The organism is Pseudomonas sp. B7, from assembly GCF_016735645.1.
Lineage (GTDB): Bacteria > Pseudomonadota > Gammaproteobacteria > Pseudomonadales > Pseudomonadaceae > Aquipseudomonas > Aquipseudomonas glycinae.
This window is the reverse complement of the sequence record NZ_JAERRE010000006.1, coordinates 152,170-168,435: the sequence shown is the minus strand read 5'-3', so window position 1 is coordinate 168,435 and position 16,266 is coordinate 152,170. Positions and strand designations below refer to the sequence as shown.

At 62.2% G+C, this 16,266-nt stretch carries 15 protein-coding genes; 14 read left to right on the top strand and 1 reads right to left on the bottom strand.

What is annotated here, in order from left to right:
- The first annotated feature begins 31 nt into the window (after positions 1-31).
- Genes arnB through JKA62_RS15485 form a run of 10 tightly spaced genes read left to right on the top strand, consistent with a single transcriptional unit; the run spans position 32 to position 10,991 of the window.
- Positions 32-1,180, top strand: coding sequence for a UDP-4-amino-4-deoxy-L-arabinose aminotransferase (gene arnB / locus JKA62_RS15530; protein WP_201818514.1), 1,149 nt, complete (start codon positions 32-34; stop codon positions 1,178-1,180).
- Complete coding sequence (gene arnC, locus JKA62_RS15525) at positions 1,177-2,199, top strand: undecaprenyl-phosphate 4-deoxy-4-formamido-L-arabinose transferase (RefSeq protein WP_011334254.1); 1,023 nt, start codon at positions 1,177-1,179, stop codon at positions 2,197-2,199. The genes arnB and arnC overlap by 4 nt, the downstream gene beginning before the upstream one ends.
- The gene (gene arnA / locus JKA62_RS15520; RefSeq protein ID WP_201818513.1) at positions 2,196-4,187 is read left to right on the top strand and encodes a bifunctional UDP-4-amino-4-deoxy-L-arabinose formyltransferase/UDP-glucuronic acid oxidase ArnA; all 1,992 of its coding nucleotides are present in this window, start codon (positions 2,196-2,198) and stop codon (positions 4,185-4,187) included. The genes arnC and arnA overlap by 4 nt, the downstream gene beginning before the upstream one ends.
- Positions 4,187-5,071, top strand: coding sequence for a 4-deoxy-4-formamido-L-arabinose-phosphoundecaprenol deformylase (gene arnD / locus JKA62_RS15515; RefSeq protein WP_201818512.1), 885 nt, complete (start codon positions 4,187-4,189; stop codon positions 5,069-5,071). The genes arnA and arnD overlap by 1 nt, the downstream gene beginning before the upstream one ends.
- The gene (gene arnT / locus JKA62_RS15510; protein ID WP_201818511.1) at positions 5,068-6,717 is read left to right on the top strand and encodes a lipid IV(A) 4-amino-4-deoxy-L-arabinosyltransferase; all 1,650 of its coding nucleotides are present in this window, start codon (positions 5,068-5,070) and stop codon (positions 6,715-6,717) included. The genes arnD and arnT overlap by 4 nt, the downstream gene beginning before the upstream one ends.
- Positions 6,714-7,058, top strand: a complete 345-nt coding sequence (gene arnE / locus JKA62_RS15505) for a 4-amino-4-deoxy-L-arabinose-phosphoundecaprenol flippase subunit ArnE (RefSeq protein WP_011334258.1) — start codon at positions 6,714-6,716, stop codon at positions 7,056-7,058. Before arnT ends, arnE begins: the two co-directional genes overlap by 4 nt.
- On the top strand, positions 7,055-7,459 hold the full coding sequence (gene arnF, locus JKA62_RS15500; protein ID WP_201818510.1) for a 4-amino-4-deoxy-L-arabinose-phosphoundecaprenol flippase subunit ArnF: 405 nt from the start codon (positions 7,055-7,057) through the stop codon (positions 7,457-7,459). The genes arnE and arnF overlap by 4 nt, the downstream gene beginning before the upstream one ends.
- Positions 7,456-8,835, top strand: a complete 1,380-nt coding sequence (locus JKA62_RS15495) for a UDP-glucose dehydrogenase family protein (protein ID WP_011334260.1) — start codon at positions 7,456-7,458, stop codon at positions 8,833-8,835. Before arnF ends, JKA62_RS15495 begins: the two co-directional genes overlap by 4 nt.
- A complete protein-coding gene (locus JKA62_RS15490; RefSeq protein WP_201818507.1) occupies positions 8,835-10,427 on the top strand; it encodes an ArnT family glycosyltransferase in 1,593 nt (530 codons plus the stop codon). Before JKA62_RS15495 ends, JKA62_RS15490 begins: the two co-directional genes overlap by 1 nt.
- 36 nt (positions 10,428-10,463) lie before the next feature.
- Positions 10,464-10,991, top strand: a complete 528-nt coding sequence (locus JKA62_RS15485) for a GNAT family N-acetyltransferase (protein ID WP_011334262.1) — start codon at positions 10,464-10,466, stop codon at positions 10,989-10,991.
- Here the strand turns inward: JKA62_RS15485 and JKA62_RS15480 are convergent.
- On the bottom strand, positions 10,975-11,940 hold the full coding sequence (locus JKA62_RS15480; RefSeq protein ID WP_011334263.1) for a LysR family transcriptional regulator: 966 nt from the start codon (positions 11,938-11,940) through the stop codon (positions 10,975-10,977). The genes JKA62_RS15485 and JKA62_RS15480 overlap by 17 nt on opposite strands.
- Before the next feature lie 299 nt (positions 11,941-12,239).
- Between JKA62_RS15480 and argH the strand changes: the two genes are divergently transcribed.
- The 4 genes from argH (at position 12,240) to JKA62_RS15460 (ending at position 16,246) form a co-directional block, all read left to right on the top strand.
- Positions 12,240-13,667, top strand: a complete 1,428-nt coding sequence (gene argH, locus JKA62_RS15475; protein WP_011334264.1) for an argininosuccinate lyase — start codon at positions 12,240-12,242, stop codon at positions 13,665-13,667.
- Between the two features lie 61 nt (positions 13,668-13,728).
- The gene (locus tag JKA62_RS15470; protein WP_011334265.1) at positions 13,729-14,607 is read left to right on the top strand and encodes an amino acid ABC transporter permease; all 879 of its coding nucleotides are present in this window, start codon (positions 13,729-13,731) and stop codon (positions 14,605-14,607) included.
- 10 nt (positions 14,608-14,617) lie between these two features.
- Positions 14,618-15,382: an amino acid ABC transporter ATP-binding protein gene (locus tag JKA62_RS15465; RefSeq protein WP_007951284.1), complete on the top strand. Its 765-nt coding sequence runs from the start codon at positions 14,618-14,620 to the stop codon at positions 15,380-15,382.
- A 39-nt stretch (positions 15,383-15,421) separates the two neighbouring features.
- Positions 15,422-16,246, top strand: coding sequence for an ABC transporter substrate-binding protein (locus JKA62_RS15460; protein ID WP_011334266.1), 825 nt, complete (start codon positions 15,422-15,424; stop codon positions 16,244-16,246).
- The last annotated feature ends 20 nt before the right edge of the window (positions 16,247-16,266 follow it).

Sequence of the window (16,266 nt, the reverse complement as noted above, 5' to 3'; positions counted from 1 at the left end):
CTATTTCTTTTTTCTTTGCAATGAGGTGTGCATGAGTCAGGCGTTTCTCCCCTTCTCCCGCCCCAGTATCGGTGATGAAGAAATTGCCGCCGTGGAGCAAGTCCTGCGCTCCGGCTGGATCACCACCGGGCCGAAAAACCAGGCCCTCGAAGAACAATTTGCCCAGTACGTCGGCAGTCGTCATGCCGTGGCACTTTCCTCGGCCACCGGTGCCATGCATGTAACGTTACTGGCGTTGGGAATCGGCCCCGGCGATGAAGTCATCACCCCGTCGCAGACCTGGGTGTCGACCGCCAACATGATCTCGCTGCTCGACGCCACGCCGGTGTTCGTCGATGTCGACCGCGACACCCTGATGACCGACGCCGCGCGCATCGAAGCCGCCATCACCCCGCGCACCAAAGCAATCATTCCGGTGCATTACGCCGGCGCCGCGTTTGATCTCGACCCGCTCTACGCGCTGGCCGACAAGCATGGCATCGCCGTGATCGAAGACGCCGCCCACGCCGCTGGCACCCGCTACAAGGGCCGCCCCGTGGGTTCGCAAGGCACCGCGATCTTCTCGTTCCACGCGATCAAGAACATGACCTGTGCCGAAGGCGCGATGTTCGTCACCGACGACGAAGCCCTGGCCAACCGCGTGCGCATGCTCAAGTTTCATGGCCTGGGTGTCGATGCCTACGACCGCCTGACCCACGGCCGCAAACCCCAAGCCCAGGTGATCGAGCCCGGTTTCAAATACAACCTGGCCGACATCAACGCCGCGATTGCGCTGGTGCAGCTGGAGCGTCTGGACGCGATCAACGCCCGTCGCACCGAACTGGCCACGCAATACCTGCAAAAACTCGAAGGCCTGCCAGTGCAACCGCTGGCCGTGCCGCCATACGCCCAGCAGCACGCCTGGCACCTGTTCATCCTGCGCATCGACAGCGAACGCTGCGGCATCGACCGCGAAGCCTTCATGAAGGGTTTGCAGGAACAAGGCATTGGCACCGGCATCCACTTCATCGCCACCCACCTGCACACCTGGTATCGCCAGCGTGATCCGCACCTGTCCCTGCCCGACACCGAGTGGAACTCGGCGCGGCTGTGCTCGATTCCCTTGTTTCCCGACATGACCGACCAGGAACTGGACCGGGTCGTCGGGGCCATTGAACACCTGATGGGGAAACGCCCGTGAGACCTTATCCGATTCATTGCGTGTCGATCGTCATCCCGGTCTACAACGAAGAAGACAGCCTGCCGGAACTGCTGCGCCGCACCGAAGCCGCCTGCAAGCAACTGCGTCATGACTACGAAATCGTGCTGGTCGACGACGGCAGCCGCGACGCCTCCGCGCAATTGCTCGAAGAGGCGGCCTCGGTCGTGGACAGCCCGTTCGTGGCAGTCATCCTCAACCGCAACTACGGTCAGCACGCGGCGATCATGGCCGGTTTCGAACAGTGCAAGGGCGACGTGGTGATCACCCTCGACGCCGACCTGCAGAACCCGCCGGAAGAAATCCCGCGCCTGGTGGCCGAGGCCGAAAAGGGCTTTGACGTGGTCGGCACCGTGCGCGGCAACCGTCAGGATTCGGCGCTGCGCCGTTATCCGTCGAAACTCATCAACCTCGCGGTGCAGCGCTCCACCGGCGTCGCCATGAGCGACTACGGCTGCATGCTGCGCGCCTACCGCCGCACTATCATCGACGCGATGCTCGCCTGTCGCGAACGCAGCACGTTCATTCCGATCCTCGCCAACAGCTTCGCCCGCCACACTACGGAAATCCCCGTGGCCCACGCCGAGCGCGAACACGGTGATTCGAAATACAGCCCGATGCGCCTGATCAACCTGATGTTCGACTTGATCACCTGCATGACCACCACGCCCCTGCGCCTGCTGAGCATTGTCGGTTTCGCCATGGCCGGGCTCGGCGTGCTGTTCGCGGCGGCGCTGATCTTCATGCGCCTGGCGTTTGGCGCCGGATGGGCCGGCGATGGCCTGTTCGTGCTGTTCGCCGTGCTGTTCGTGTTCACCGGCGGCCAATTCATCGGCATGGGGCTGCTGGGTGAGTACCTGGGCCGCATGTACAGCGACGTGCGCGCCCGCCCGCGTTTCTTCATTGAAAAAGTCCTGCGCGGCCATCCCGCCACGCCGGCCCCCGCCATCACCGTTGACGGCCTCACTTCCAACTCCACGTCTGATCAGGTTCTCTCATGAGCGCAAAAACCGTTGTCTTCGCTTACCACGATATTGGCTGCGCCGGCATTCAAGCCCTGCTCGACAGTGGCTATGACATTGCGGCGGTGTTTACCCATGCCGATGACCCTAAGGAGAACACCTTCTACGCCTCGGTCGCGCAACTGTGCGCCAACAACGGCATCGCGGTTCATGCACCGGAAGACGCCAACCATCCGCTGTGGATCGAGCGGATCGCCAAGCTCGATCCGGATTACATCTTCTCGTTCTACTATCGCAACCTGCTGAGCGAGCCCTTGCTGGCCCTCGCCAAAAAAGGCGCGTTCAACCTGCATGGCTCGCTGTTGCCGCGTTACCGTGGCCGCGCGCCGGCCAACTGGGTGCTGGTCAACGGCGAAACCGAAACCGGTGTCACCCTGCACCGCATGGTCAAACGCGCCGACGCCGGCGCCATCGTCGCCCAACAACGTGTAGCCATCGAACGCAGCGACACCGCGCTGAGCCTGCACGGCAAACTGCGCACGGCCGCCAGCGACCTGCTGCGCGACGCGCTGCCAGCGATGCTTCAGGGCAAGATCACCGAAACCCCGCAGGACGAATCCCAGGCCACGGTATTCGGTCGTCGCACCCCGGCGGACGGCAAACTGGTCTGGGCGCAACCGGCCGAGCAACTGTTCAACCTGGTGCGAGCCGTGACCCGTCCGTATCCGGGCGCCTTCTGCGCCGTGGGCGAGCACAAGCTGATCGTGTGGAGCGCCGACGTGGTCAAGGGCAACGAAGGTCAGGCGCCGGGCCGAGTCATCAGTGTCGATCCGCTGCGCATCGCCTGCGGTGAAGATTCGCTGGTGATCAACGCCGGCCAGCGCAACGACAACGGGCTGTACCTGAGCGGCCCGCAACTGGCCAGTGAACTGGGACTGGTGGACGGCTCGCTGCTGCGCGGTGCCGAATCCGGTCGCGGGCCACGCCGTACACGGGTGCTGATCCTCGGCGTCAACGGTTTCATCGGCAACCATTTGTCCGAGCGCCTGCTGCGTGACGAGCGCTACGAAGTCTATGGCCTGGACATCGGCTCCGATGCCATCGACCGCCTGCGCAGCCACCCGCGTTTCCACTTCGTCGAAGGCGACATCAGCATTCACTCGGAGTGGATCGAGTACCACATCAAGAAATGCGACGTGGTCCTGCCGCTGGTGGCCATCGCCACGCCGATCGAATACACGCGCAACCCGCTGCGGGTGTTCGAGCTCGACTTCGAAGAAAACCTGAAACTGGTGCGCTACTGCGTCAAATACAACAAGCGCGTGATCTTCCCGTCGACCTCGGAAGTCTATGGTATGTGCCAGGACAAGCACTTCGACGAAGACCGCTCCAACCTGACCGTCGGCCCGATCAACAAACAACGCTGGATCTACTCGGTGTCCAAGCAATTGCTCGACCGGGTGATCTGGGCCTACGGCGCCAAAGGCCTGAACTTCACCCTGTTCCGTCCCTTCAATTGGATGGGCCCGCGCCTCGACCGTCTGGATTCGGCCCGTATCGGCAGCTCCCGCGCCATTACCCAGTTGATCCTCAACCTGGTGGAAGGCACGCCGATCCGCCTGTTCGACGGCGGCGAGCAGAAGCGCTGCTTCACCGATATCGCCGACGGCGTCGAAGCACTGGCGCGGATCATCGATAACGACAACGACGTCTGCAACGGCCAGATCATCAACATCGGCAACCCGGACAACGAGGCCAGCATCCGCCAGTTGGGCGAAGAGTTGCTGCGCCAGTTCGAGGCTCACCCGTTGCGCAGCAACTTCCCGCCGTTCGCCGGTTTCCGCGACGTGGAAAGCAAGGCGTTCTACGGCGCCGGTTACCAGGACGTCGAGCACCGCAAACCGAGCATCGCCAACGCCAAGCGCCTGCTGGACTGGACGCCGACCGTGGAAATGCGCGAGACGATCGGCAACACGCTGGACTTCTTCCTGCGTGAGGCCATGGCCGAAATCGAGAGCAAGCGTTAATGCAGGCCGGTTTGCGCATCGACGTCGACACCTTTCGCGGCACCCGCGAAGGCGTGCCGCGCTTGCTGGAAATCCTCGATGAAGCGCAGATCAAAGCGACGTTTTTCTTCAGTGTCGGCCCGGACAACATGGGCCGGCATCTGTGGCGCCTGATCCGTCCGCAGTTCCTCTGGAAGATGCTGCGCTCCAACGCCGCCGGCCTGTACGGCTGGGACATCCTGCTGGCGGGCACGGCGTGGCCGGGCAAGCCGATCGGTCGCGACCTCGGGCACCTGATGCGTCAGGCCCGGGCCGCCGGCCACGAGGTCGGCCTGCACGCCTGGGATCACCACGGCTGGCAGGCCAATGCCGGGCACTGGAGCGCTGCGCAACTGGTCGAGCAGATCCGTCAGGGCGTCGATACCTTGAGCGACATCCTCGGCGAAAAGGTGACGTGTTCGGCCGCCGCCGGTTGGCGTGCGGACGAGCGAGTGATCGAAGCCAAGCAGGCCTTCGGCTTTCGCTACAACAGCGATTGCCGTGGGCAGCGGGTGTTCCGTCCGTTGCTGGCCGATGGCTCGGTCGGTGCGCCGCAGATTCCGGTGGACCTGCCGACCTTCGATGAAGTGGTCGGGCCGAGCGTGGCAGCGAAGGATTTCAACGCCTTCATCCTCGACCGGTTCCGCCCTGAAAACCTCAACGTCTACACCATTCACGCCGAAGTAGAAGGGATTCTGATGGCCGATGATTTTCGTCGACTGCTGGCCGAGGCACGCCAGCAAAACATTCACTTCCAACCGTTGGGCGATTTGCTGCCCGAGTTTCTCAACACCCTGCCCGTCGGCCGTGTGCAACGCGGCGCACTCGAAGGCCGCGAAGGCTGGCTGGGAGTGCAAGGCGCATGAGCAAACGCTGGGCATTGCCGCTGTTGCTGGGGATTTTTCTGCTGGCTTATCTGCTGCCGCTGGGCAGCCATGGTCTGTGGATTCCCGATGAAACCCGTTATGCGCAGATCAGCCAGGAGATGCTGCTGAGCGGCAACTGGGTGTCGCCGCATTTCATGAACCTGCGTTACTTCGAAAAACCGGCGGCCGGTTACTGGATGATCGCGCTAGGGCAGGCCGTGTTCGGGCAAAACCTGTTCGGCGTGCGGTTTGCCTCGGCCCTGAGCACCGGGCTGAGCGTGCTGCTGTGCTTCCTCATCGCCCGCCGTTTGTGGAACGACCCGCGCAAAAGCTTCGTCTGCGCCCTGCTCTACATGAGTTTCGTCATCGTCGCTGGCCAGGCCGGTTACGCCAACCTCGATCCGCAATTCACCTTCTGGGTCAACCTGAGTCTGGTGGCGCTGTGGTTCGCCCTCGACAGCCGATCCAACGGTCAGCGCCTGGCCGGCTGGGCGGTGCTGGGTCTGGCGTGCGGCATGGGGTTCATGACCAAGGGTTTTCTCGCCTGGTTGCTGCCGGTGCTGATCGCGTTGCCGTGGATGCTCTGGCAAAAACGCTGGAAGGAATTGCTGCTGTACGGTCCGGTGGCCATCGCGGTGGCGATCATCGTCAGCCTGCCGTGGGCGCTGGCGGTGCACGGTCAGGAACCGGATTACTGGCGGTTCTTCTTCTGGCACGAACACATCCGCCGCTTTGCCGGTGACGATGCCCAGCATGACGCGCCGTGGTGGTTCTATCTGCCGCTGCTGGTGGCGTTCAGTCTGCCGTGGGTCGGGATGTTGCCGGTGGCATTCAAGCAAGCGTGGCAGACCCGCCGCGAAACCGGCATCGCGTTTCTCGGCCTGTGGCTGCTGATGCCACTGCTGTTCTTCAGCCTGAGCAACGGCAAGCTGCCGACCTACATCCTGCCGTGCCTGCTGCCGCTGGCGTTGCTGCTGGGCCACGCGCTGGCCGATCGCTTGCGTCTGGAGCAAGGCCGGGCGCTGGGCCTCAATGGTCTACTGAATCTGTTGCTGGGCATCGTCACGCTGATCGGGCTGGTTTACGTGCAGCTCAAGCGTCCGCTGTACGACCACGAATTGCACAGTCTGGTGCTGGTGTTCATCGCCCTGACCGGCTGGATCATCAGCAACCTGCTGCAAGCGTTTCGTCCGTTGCAATGCTGGGCGGCGCCGGCGGTGGGCAGTTTGCTGCTGATCGCGTTACTGCCAGCGGCGCTGCCCAGATCGGTGGTGGCGAACAAGATGCCCGACCAGTTCGTCCTCGCCCACCAGAAGGAACTGGCAGCCACCACCCACCTGTTGAGCAACGACCTGGGCGCCGCCTCGGCCCTGTCCTGGCGGGTCAAACGCCCGCAGGTGGCGTTGTACAACACGATAGGCGAACTGAAATATGGGCTTGCCTATCCTGACGGCATACAACAACGGGTCGATCCTGATCAGGTGCAACAGTGGATGCGCGAAGCCCGCAAGACCGGTTCGGTCGGCGTGGTGATGCGGGTCAAGGGGCAAGACGAACTGGACGAACTCGACAGACTGCCCAAGGACGGCGTTCGTTATGAACAGGGCAATCTGGTGATCATGATTCTGCCCCAGGAGGCCTCATGAGCCTGTGGCTGCTGTTGCTCGCCTGCCTGCTGACCTGCCTGGGCCAGGTTGCGCAGAAATGCGCTGTCGAGAACTGGCGCGGCGCGGACCTGTCGTGGTCGCGCAAATGGCGCTCGCCGTGGCTGTGGCTGGCGCTGTTTGCCCTCGGCTCCGGCCTGCTGGTGTGGCTGCTGGTATTGCAGCGCCTGCCGGTCAGCGTCGCCTACCCGATGCTCAGCCTCAATTTCGTGATCATCACCCTGATCGCCCGCTTCGTGTTCAAGGAACCCGTCGACGTTCAACACTGGTTCGGCGTGCTGCTGGTGATCGGTGGCGTGGCGCTGCTGGGGCAACAGTCATGAACCGGCGTCGTGGAATCCTCTTCGCCCTGGCCAGCGTGCTGCTGGTCAGCGTGGCGCAACTGAGCATGCGCTGGAGCATGACGCGCCTGCCCCGGCCGGATCAGTGGCTGTCCGTGCCCAGCGTCGATTCAGTTGCGCTGGCCGTGCTGCTCGCGGCGATCTTCGCCTATGCGCTGTCGATGCTCTGCTGGCTCGCCGCCCTGCGCGATCTGCCGCTGGGCCGGGCCTATTCGCTGCTGAGCATCAGCTATGCGCTGGTGTACCTGCTGGCCGCCAGCCTGCCGCTGTTCAACGAATCCTTCAGTTTCTCCAAATCACTGGGTGTGGCGCTGGTCATGCTCGGGGTCATCACTATCAACACTCGTCCGGCCCGTGCGCCGGAGTTGAGGAGTTCGCCATGAAAATCACAGTATTTGGTAGCGGTTATGTCGGTCTGGTGCAGGCTGCCGTCCTGGCCGAGGTGGGTCACGACGTGGTGTGCATGGACATCGACGAGAAGAAAATCGAACTGTTGCGCCAGGGCCACGTCAGCATCTTCGAGCCGGGGCTGGCCAGTCTGGTCCGCGAAGGCCTGGATGCCGGGCGCCTGCAATTCACCTGCGATGAAATACTTGCGGTGCAACATGGCAAGGTTGCGTTCATTGCCGTTGGCACCCCGTCCAACGAGGACGGTTCGGCCGACCTGCGTTATGTGCTGTCGGTGGGCGATGCCGTGGCCCGGCACCGTGAGAAACCGCTGATCCTGGTGGAGAAATCCACCGTACCGGTCGGCACCGGTGACACTTTGCGTGCGCATCTGGATAAAGCCTTGGTCAAGGCCGGACGTCTGTTGCAGTTCGATATCGTCTCCAACCCGGAGTTTCTCAAGGAAGGTTCGGCCGTCGCCGACTGCCGTCGGCCGGACCGGATCGTCATCGGCTGCGAACGCGAAGAAGTACGCGACGTGATGCGCGACCTGTACTCGCCGTTCAACCGCAACCACGACCGCATCATGTTCATGGACCTGCGCAGCGCCGAGCTGACCAAATACGCCGCCAACTGCATGCTGGCGACCAAGATCAGCTTCATCAACCAGATCGCCGAACTGGCCGAGCACCTGGGCGCGGACATCGAATCGGTACGCCAGGGCATCGGCGCCGACAGCCGCATCGGCTACCACTTCATCTACCCCGGCTGCGGTTACGGCGGCTCGTGTTTTCCCAAGGACATGCGCGCGCTGATCCACAGCGCCGAAGAGGCGCACTGCTCCAGCGACTTGCTGCAAGCCGTGGAAGCGATCAACCAGCGGCAGAAACACAAGCTGTTCGAACGGATCAACGCGTTTTACAAGGGCGAACTGCGCGGCAAAACCTTCGCGGTCTGGGGCCTGGCCTTCAAGCCGAACACCGACGACATGCGCGACGCGCCAAGCCGGGTCTTGCTCGAATCGCTGTGGGCCGCTGGCGCCAATGTGCGGGCGTTCGACCCGGAAGCCATGCAGGAAACCCAGAACCTGTACCCGGACGAATCGAAGCTGATGTTGATGGGCACTCCGGAATCGGTACTCGCCGGTTCCGATGCGCTGATCATCTGCACCGAATGGCAGCAGTTCAAGGCGCCGGACTTCGACCTGATCCAGCAACGCCTCAAGGCCCCGGTGATCTTCGATGGCCGCAACCTCTACGACGCCGAACGCCTGGCCCGTAACGGCTTCCACTACTTCCCGATGGGCCGTGGCGAATCGCGCACCTTGCCAATTCCTTTGCAGCAGTGGCCGCACGCCTCGGACGTGGCTTGATGGGGTTATCCCCCGCCCTGCGCCGGCAGTCCCTGATCGCAGGGCTGCTGGCGTTTGTGTTGTTCATTGCCGGCGTGTACGGGCAAGCGCCCATCGGTTTCGACTCGCGCTTCGTGCTGTTCGCCCAGGAAATGCTCCGGCACGGACCCAGCGTGTTTCCCACCACTTATGGTGAGCCGTACGCCGATTATTCGGCGCTCTCGACGCTGTTCATCTGGCTGTTGTCGTTGCCGTTCGGCACGGTCAACAGCCTGACAGCGTGGCTGCCGAGCGCGGTTGCCGGCGCGGTGATCGTGACGTTGATGTATCGCTTGCTCGCGCCCTCGTCCGTGCGCTGGGCGGTGGTCAGCATCGCCTTGCTGATGCTCACCAGCACCTTCATCACCGAAACGCGCGCGGTGTCGCAGGACCTGATGCTCGCCGCCGTCGCGTTTTCGGTGTTCTACCTCGGCTATGCCCACGATCATTTCGCTGCCGGTCGGCGCTGGCCGCTGGTGTTCATTCTGTTACTGCTGGGGTTCGGTATTCGCGGGCCGATCGGGCTGGTGGTGCCGACCGGCATGCTGTGCAGCTATTACCTGCTGGATCGCCAATGGTCACGCCTGTTGCTCTTCGGGGTGCTGGCTTCGCTGCTGCTGGCGGCCTGCGTCGGTCTGTTGTTGTGGCTGGCGGAGGTCAGCGGTGGGCCGGCGTTTCGTCAGGACGTGATCCGCATGCAGTTCATGGGGCGCATGGACGGCAGCGAAGGCGTCAGCGGTTCGCTGTATTACTTCACCAGCTCACTGGGCAACTACGCGCTGGCGTATCCGCTGGCCTTGCTGGCACTGGCGGCGGCATGGTTGAGCAAGCCCCGGCAACGCGGCTCGGCTTTGCGACTGGTGCAGTATTGCGCCGCTGCGGGGTTGATCGTGATGCTCGGGCTGTCGATTCCACAGGCGAAAAAGGCCCGTTACCTGCTGCCGATGCTGCCCATGGCGGCGATCATTGCGGCGTATCCGTTTCAGGTGTTGCACGGCCGGGCGTTTGCCTGGCTGCGCGTCGCCATGCAGGGATTGTGGTTGTTGATTCCCGCGTTGCTGATCGTCCTGTTATGGGTGGCGAAGCGACGGTTTCCCGAGTCGTTGACCGGTCTGACGTCGGTAATGATCGTGCTGGGATTGCTGCAAGTAGCCGCGTTGTCGCGGTTGTGGCTGCCGCGCTGGCGAACCGAAGTCCTCGCGTTCAGCGCTGTTCTGGCGGTCTGGTCGGCGTACGCGCTGGTGTTCGAGCCGGTGGAGCGCCAGCTGTATGACACGCGATCCTTCAGCCAGGCCGCCATGGTGCGGATCCACGAGCAACCCGCGCCGCTGGTGCTGCACGGCATGGGCAAGGACGCCAAGGCGATCAAGTTCATGGTCAACGTCGAGCAGGATCTGCAACCGCTGTTCACTGAAACCACGCAAGCGCTCGAAGCACTCAAGGGGCCGGCGTGGCTGATGATGGATCGCAGCGACTATCAAGCCCTGCAAGGCACGCCGCTCGGGGCGCTGCAACCGGTGCTGAGCGGGCGTTTCGACAAAAACGATTATGTGTTGCTGTGGCTGACGCCTTAACCTGCGCGACGTGATTTCCACAGGGACCGCTGACTGATGACCTTTACCGTGCGACAGGCCCTGGCAGCCGATGCCATCGCCCTTCCCGCCATTGAGCGTTCGGCCGCCGAGTTGTTTCGCCTTGACCCGTCACTGGCCTGGTTGGCAGATGCCGATGTGCCGAAGGCCTCGGCGCATTTACCGGCTATTGAGCGGGGCGAACTGTGGGTGGCGGAAAACAACGACGGACAACTTGCAGGTTTTTTAAAGGCGGTGACTGTCGATCAACAGTTGCACATTGAGGAACTGTCCGTCAGCCAACACTTTCAGGGCCGGGGCGTCGGTCGCAAGTTGCTGTTGGCGGCGATTGAACAGGCGCGTCTGCGGCAACTTCCGGCGGTGACGCTGACGACGTTTCGCGATCTGCCGTGGAATGCGCCGTTCTATCAACGCATGGGTTTTGCGCTATTGAACGCCGACGACAGCGACGAGCGTCTGAACCAAGTATTGCGCGATGAAATCGCTCACGGATTGCCCGGCGAGCGACGTTGCGCCATGCACCTGGTGCTCACGCCGTCGCCTTGAGATCAACCCCCAGCGCCTGGGCAAACGCCTTGACCAGCGGACTGCGCACGGTGTTGTGGCGCAGGATCAGATTGAATGGCGTGTCGAAGTGGATCAGCTCCGGGCACACCGCGCGGAACTGCCCGGCGGCCACCAGCGCGGCGGCGTAATGCTGCGGCAGAAAGCCCACGAAACGCCCGGTCTTGATCAGCAACGCGACCGCTTCGACCTGGGTCGCCGAGGCGGAAAAACTGTCGTAGCGGGCGAAGTTGAGCTTGTCGCGATGGATCGCGTAGCGGTGGTTGATGCACTCGTAATCCTGCAGCACGTTACCGCCCATCTGCTCCGCCGGCATCTCGAACAACGGGTGGCCGACCGCGCAGTAAGCCTGCGAGCGTTCTTCATAGAGCGGGTAATAATCGAACTCTTCGCGTTTCTGATATACCGGGACTATTCCGGCAACTAAGCGACCTTCCACCACGCCTCTTTCCACTTCATCCAATTGGGTCGACTGAAGTTGAAACCTTACTTTCGGCGAATGTTCATTTATCTTTCTAAGCGCGGCAACTAACGGTGAATTATCATCGCTAATCGTATTGTCGATCACCCCCACTCCGAGATCGCCGATAAGTTCGTTCTGCGCAGAACTAAGCCGGTCACGAAAGTTGTCGACCGAGGCAAACAGATCAATCGACGCCTGATACACCAGACGCCCTTCCTCGGTCAGGTGAAACCCTTCGCGCCCCCGGGTGCACAGGCGCATGCCGATGCGGATTTCGAGGTCGGAGATCTGCTTGCTGATCGCGGCCAGGCCCACGTTCAGCTCGTTTTGCGCCGCGCTGAAGCCGCCGGCCTCGACCACCGCCTTGAATACCTTGAGCAGTTTGAAATCCAGTCCGCTGAGGGCCAACGGTGCCCGGTGAGCGGTTTTGACCGGTGGGTTTCCGGAATTGGAAAGTGGGGTTTCCATAATGCTGATTTACCTCTGGCGCAATGTTCAACAATCTGTGTCCAACAACAAAAACATCGCCGGCTAATAATAATGATCACAGAAAACCAGCCTTGGCAACCGCCAGAAAATTCCGAACATCAGTGCCAACTCACTGATCGCCAAACATTAAAAGCTGACACTTCGATCAGCTCTTGTCACTTTGCAACTGCCCTCTTGAAAACTGCTTTGGCCTGATTCCGTCTGCCGATTGTTCGGCACGTTTTTTCAGGGCCATGCACACCGATTTCAGTTCGCGTTACCGACGAGGAAAACAACAAATGTCTCAAACCACCGACCGTCTCTGGGGTGCCCGTTTCAAAAGCGGCCCGTCCGCTGCCCTGGCGGCCCTGTCCCGTTGCCCCGAGCGCTATTTCCGCCTGACGCCGTACGATCTGGCCGGCTCCAAGGCCCACGCCGGGGAACTGCAACGTGCCGGTCTGCTGGACGAGCAGGAAACCCGCACGATGATCGAAGCCCTGGACGGCATCGGTGCCGATTTCGCTGCCGGGCGCATCGCCCCGACGCTGGACGACGAAGACGTTCACACCTTCATCGAGCGCCTGCTGACCGAACGCCTCGGCGCACTGGGCGGCAAGCTGCGCGCCGGCCGTTCACGCAACGACCAGACCGCCAACGACCTGCGCCTGTTCCTGCGTGATCACGTGCGCACCCTGGCCGTGGAAGTGCTGGCCCTGCAAACGGCGCTAGTTGATCAGGCCGAGCAGCACGTCGAAAGCATCTGCCCGGGCTTCACCCACTTGCAGCAAGCGCAACCGATCGTGTTCGCCCATCACCTGTTGGCCCACGCGCAATCGATGCTGCGTGACGTGCAGCGACTGATGGACTGGGACGCCCGCACTTCGCTGTCGCCCCTCGGTGCCGCAGCCATGGCCGGCTCCGCGATCGCTCGTCAGCCGCAACAATCGGCCAAGGAAATGGGCTATGCCGGGGTCTGCGAAAACTCCATCGACGCCGTGGCCAGCCGCGATCACGTCGCCGAATTCCTGTTCATCGCCAGCATGCTCGGGATCAACATCTCGCGTCTGGCCGAAGAATTCTGCCTGTGGTCGTCGCGCCAGTTCCGCTGGGTCGATCTGGACGATGCCTACGCCACCGGCAGCTCGATCATGCCGCAGAAGAAAAACCCCGACATCGCCGAACTGGCCCGGGGCAAGGCTGGCCGTCTGATCGGCAACCTGACCGGCCTGCTGTCGACGCTCAAATCCCTGCCGCTGTCGTACAACCGCGACCTGAGCGAAGACAAGAACGGCGTGCTCGACAGCGTCGACACCCTGCTGCTGGTGCTGCCGGCGATGGCCGGGATGGTCGCGACCATGACCGTCAACGTCGAGGAACTGCGGCGTCAGGCGCCGCTGGGCTTTACCCTCGCCACCGAAGTCGCCGACTGGCTGGCCGTGCGCGGCGTGCCGTTCAAGGAAGCCCACGAAATCACTGGCGCACTGGTTCAGGCCTGCGAAAAACACGACCTTGAATTGTGGGAAGCCTCGCCGGCATTGCTGGCCGAGATCGACCCACGCCTCACGGCAGACGTGCGTGACAGCCTGACCCTGGAAGCCGCCATCGCGGCCCGCAGCGGCTGGGGCGGCACCGCGCCGCAACAGGTGCGCGAGCAGATCGGCCGCCTGAAAACCGCCCTCGCCGCGCAGCAGCAGTGGACCGAAAACTACCAGGGCTTCCGCCTCTAAGCCGGGTCCCCCTCCCACCGGGAGGGGGTTGATCGAAAAGTACAGTGTACGGAGAAACACCATGAGCCAGACTCAGGCAGAACGACTCCAGGCGGAGCGCAAACTGGCGGAAAACCAGTTCGACATTACCCAGTACCAGCATGTGCCACGGCGTTATTACGGGCGGATCTTCTTCGCCACCGTGATCGTCATCGCGATCATCGGTCTGGTGCGGGCCTTCGCCGAAGGCAAGATCGAATGGTCGTACATCGGCCAGTTCCTCACCTCCGAAGCGATCATGTGGGGCCTGTTCAACACGATCATCATGGCCGTGCTGGCCATGGCACTCGGCATCGTGTTCGGCGTGATCACCGCGATCATGCGCATGTCGGCCAACCCGATCCTGCGCTACGTGGCCGTGACCTACACCTGGCTGTTTCGCGGTACGCCGCTGATTCTGCAACTGCTGTTGTGGTTCAACCTGGCGCTGATCTTCCCCACCATCGGCATTCCCGGCCTGTTCGAACTCGACACCGTGAGTTTGATGACCCCGTTCGTGGCCGCCCTGCTCGGCTTGAGCATCAATCAGGGCGCCTACACCGCTGAAGTGGTGCGCGCCGGCCTGCTCTCGGTGGACACCGGCCAGTACGAAGCCGCCAAGTCGATCGGTATGCCGCGCCTGCAAGCACTGCGCCGGATCATCCTGCCCCAGGCCATGCGGATCATCATTCCGCCGGTGGGCAACGAATTCATCGGCATGGTGAAAATGACCTCGCTGGCGAGCGTCATCCAGTACTCGGAACTGCTCTACAACGCCCAGAACATTTACTACGCCAACGCCCGGGTCATGGAGCTGCTGATCGTCGCCGGTATCTGGTACCTGGCCACCGTCACCGTCCTGTCCTTTGGTCAAAGCCGTCTGGAGCGTCGTTTCGCTCGCGGCGCCGGCAAGCGTTCTTGAGGAATCCGTCATGAGAAGCATCGTCAAGGCCGTGAGCCTGAACAAATATTACGACCAGTACCACGCGCTCAAGGACATCAACATCGAAGTCGAGCAAGGCGAAGTGCTGTGCATTATCGGCCCGTCCGGCTCGGGCAAGAGCACCCTGCTGCGTTGCGTCAACCAGTTGGAAAAGATCGACAAGGGCGGCCTCTGGGTCGATGGCGAACTGGTCGGCTACCGCGTGGTCGGGCACAAGCTGCACGAACTCAACGAGTCGCAGATCGCCCGTCAGCGCCTGGCCACCGGCATGGTGTTCCAGCGCTTCAACCTGTTCCCGCACATGACTGTGCTGCAAAACATCATCGAAGGCCCGTGCCAGGTGCTCAAGCGTTCGCCCAAGGAGGCGCACGAAGAAGCCCTGGAACTGCTGGCCCGGGTCGGCCTGGCCGACAAACGCAACAGCTACCCGATCGAACTGTCGGGCGGTCAGCAGCAACGGGTGGCGATTGCCCGCGCCCTGGCCATGCGACCCAAGCTGATGCTGTTCGATGAACCCACTTCGGCACTCGACCCGGAACTGGTCGGTGAGGTGCTGTCGGTGATGCGCGATTTGGCGCAGACCGGCATGACCATGATCGTCGTCACCCATGAACTGGGCTTCGCCCGGGAGGTTTCCAACCGCATGGTGTTCATGGACGGCGGGCAGATCGTGGAGGCTGGAAGCCCCGAAGAAATACTAATAAGTCCGCAAAACCCGCGCACCCAAAGCTTCATTTCTGCCGTTCGAACCTGAGGCCCCTTTGGCCTTCACAACACTCATAAGAGAACGTCCATGAAGAACTTCGTCATTCCAGCAGTACTCACCTCCCTGATGTCTTGCGGTGTCGCCGTGGCCGCCGAATTGCCGGCCAGCATCAAGGAAAAAGGCGAGATCGTCGTCGCGATCATGCCCAACTATCCGCCGATGGACTTCAAGGACCCGGCCACCAACAAGCTCACCGGCCTTGACTACGACCTGGGCAACGCCCTGGCCGAACGCCTCGGGGTGAAGATCAAGTGGCAGGAAACCGGCTTCGAGCAAATGATCAACGCCCTGACCACCGAGCGCGTGGACATGGTTCTGTCGGGCATGACCGACACCGCCGAGCGCCAGGCCAGCGTGACCTTCGTCGACTACTTCACCAGCGGCCCGCAGTTCTACACCTTGCAGAAGAACGCAACGACCAATGAAATCATCGACCTGTGCGGCAAGAAAGTCGGCACCAGCCGCCGCACCACCTTCCCGGCGGAAATCGCTGCGTGGAGCAAGGAAAACTGTGAAGCGGCCGGCAAACCTGCAATCAACGTGATCGGCACCGAAGGCTCGGCCGACGCCCGTGCGCAACTGCGCCAGAGCCGCATCGATGCGGCGATGCAGGGCAGCGAAACCCTGTCGTACCTCAAGACTCAGGAAAAGGACATGTACAAGACGGTCGGCCAGCCGATCTCCGTGCAGTTCACCGGGTTGGGTGTGAGCAAGAAGAAGCCGGAGCTGAGTGAAGCGGTGAAGGTGGCGTTGCAGAGCATGGTGGATGACGGCAGCTATAACGCGATTCTGAAGAAATGGGATCTGGAGCTGGGTGCGATCAAGGATGTGACCATTAACGCGGGCAAGTAAACCGGTCAGCGCCGACCCAA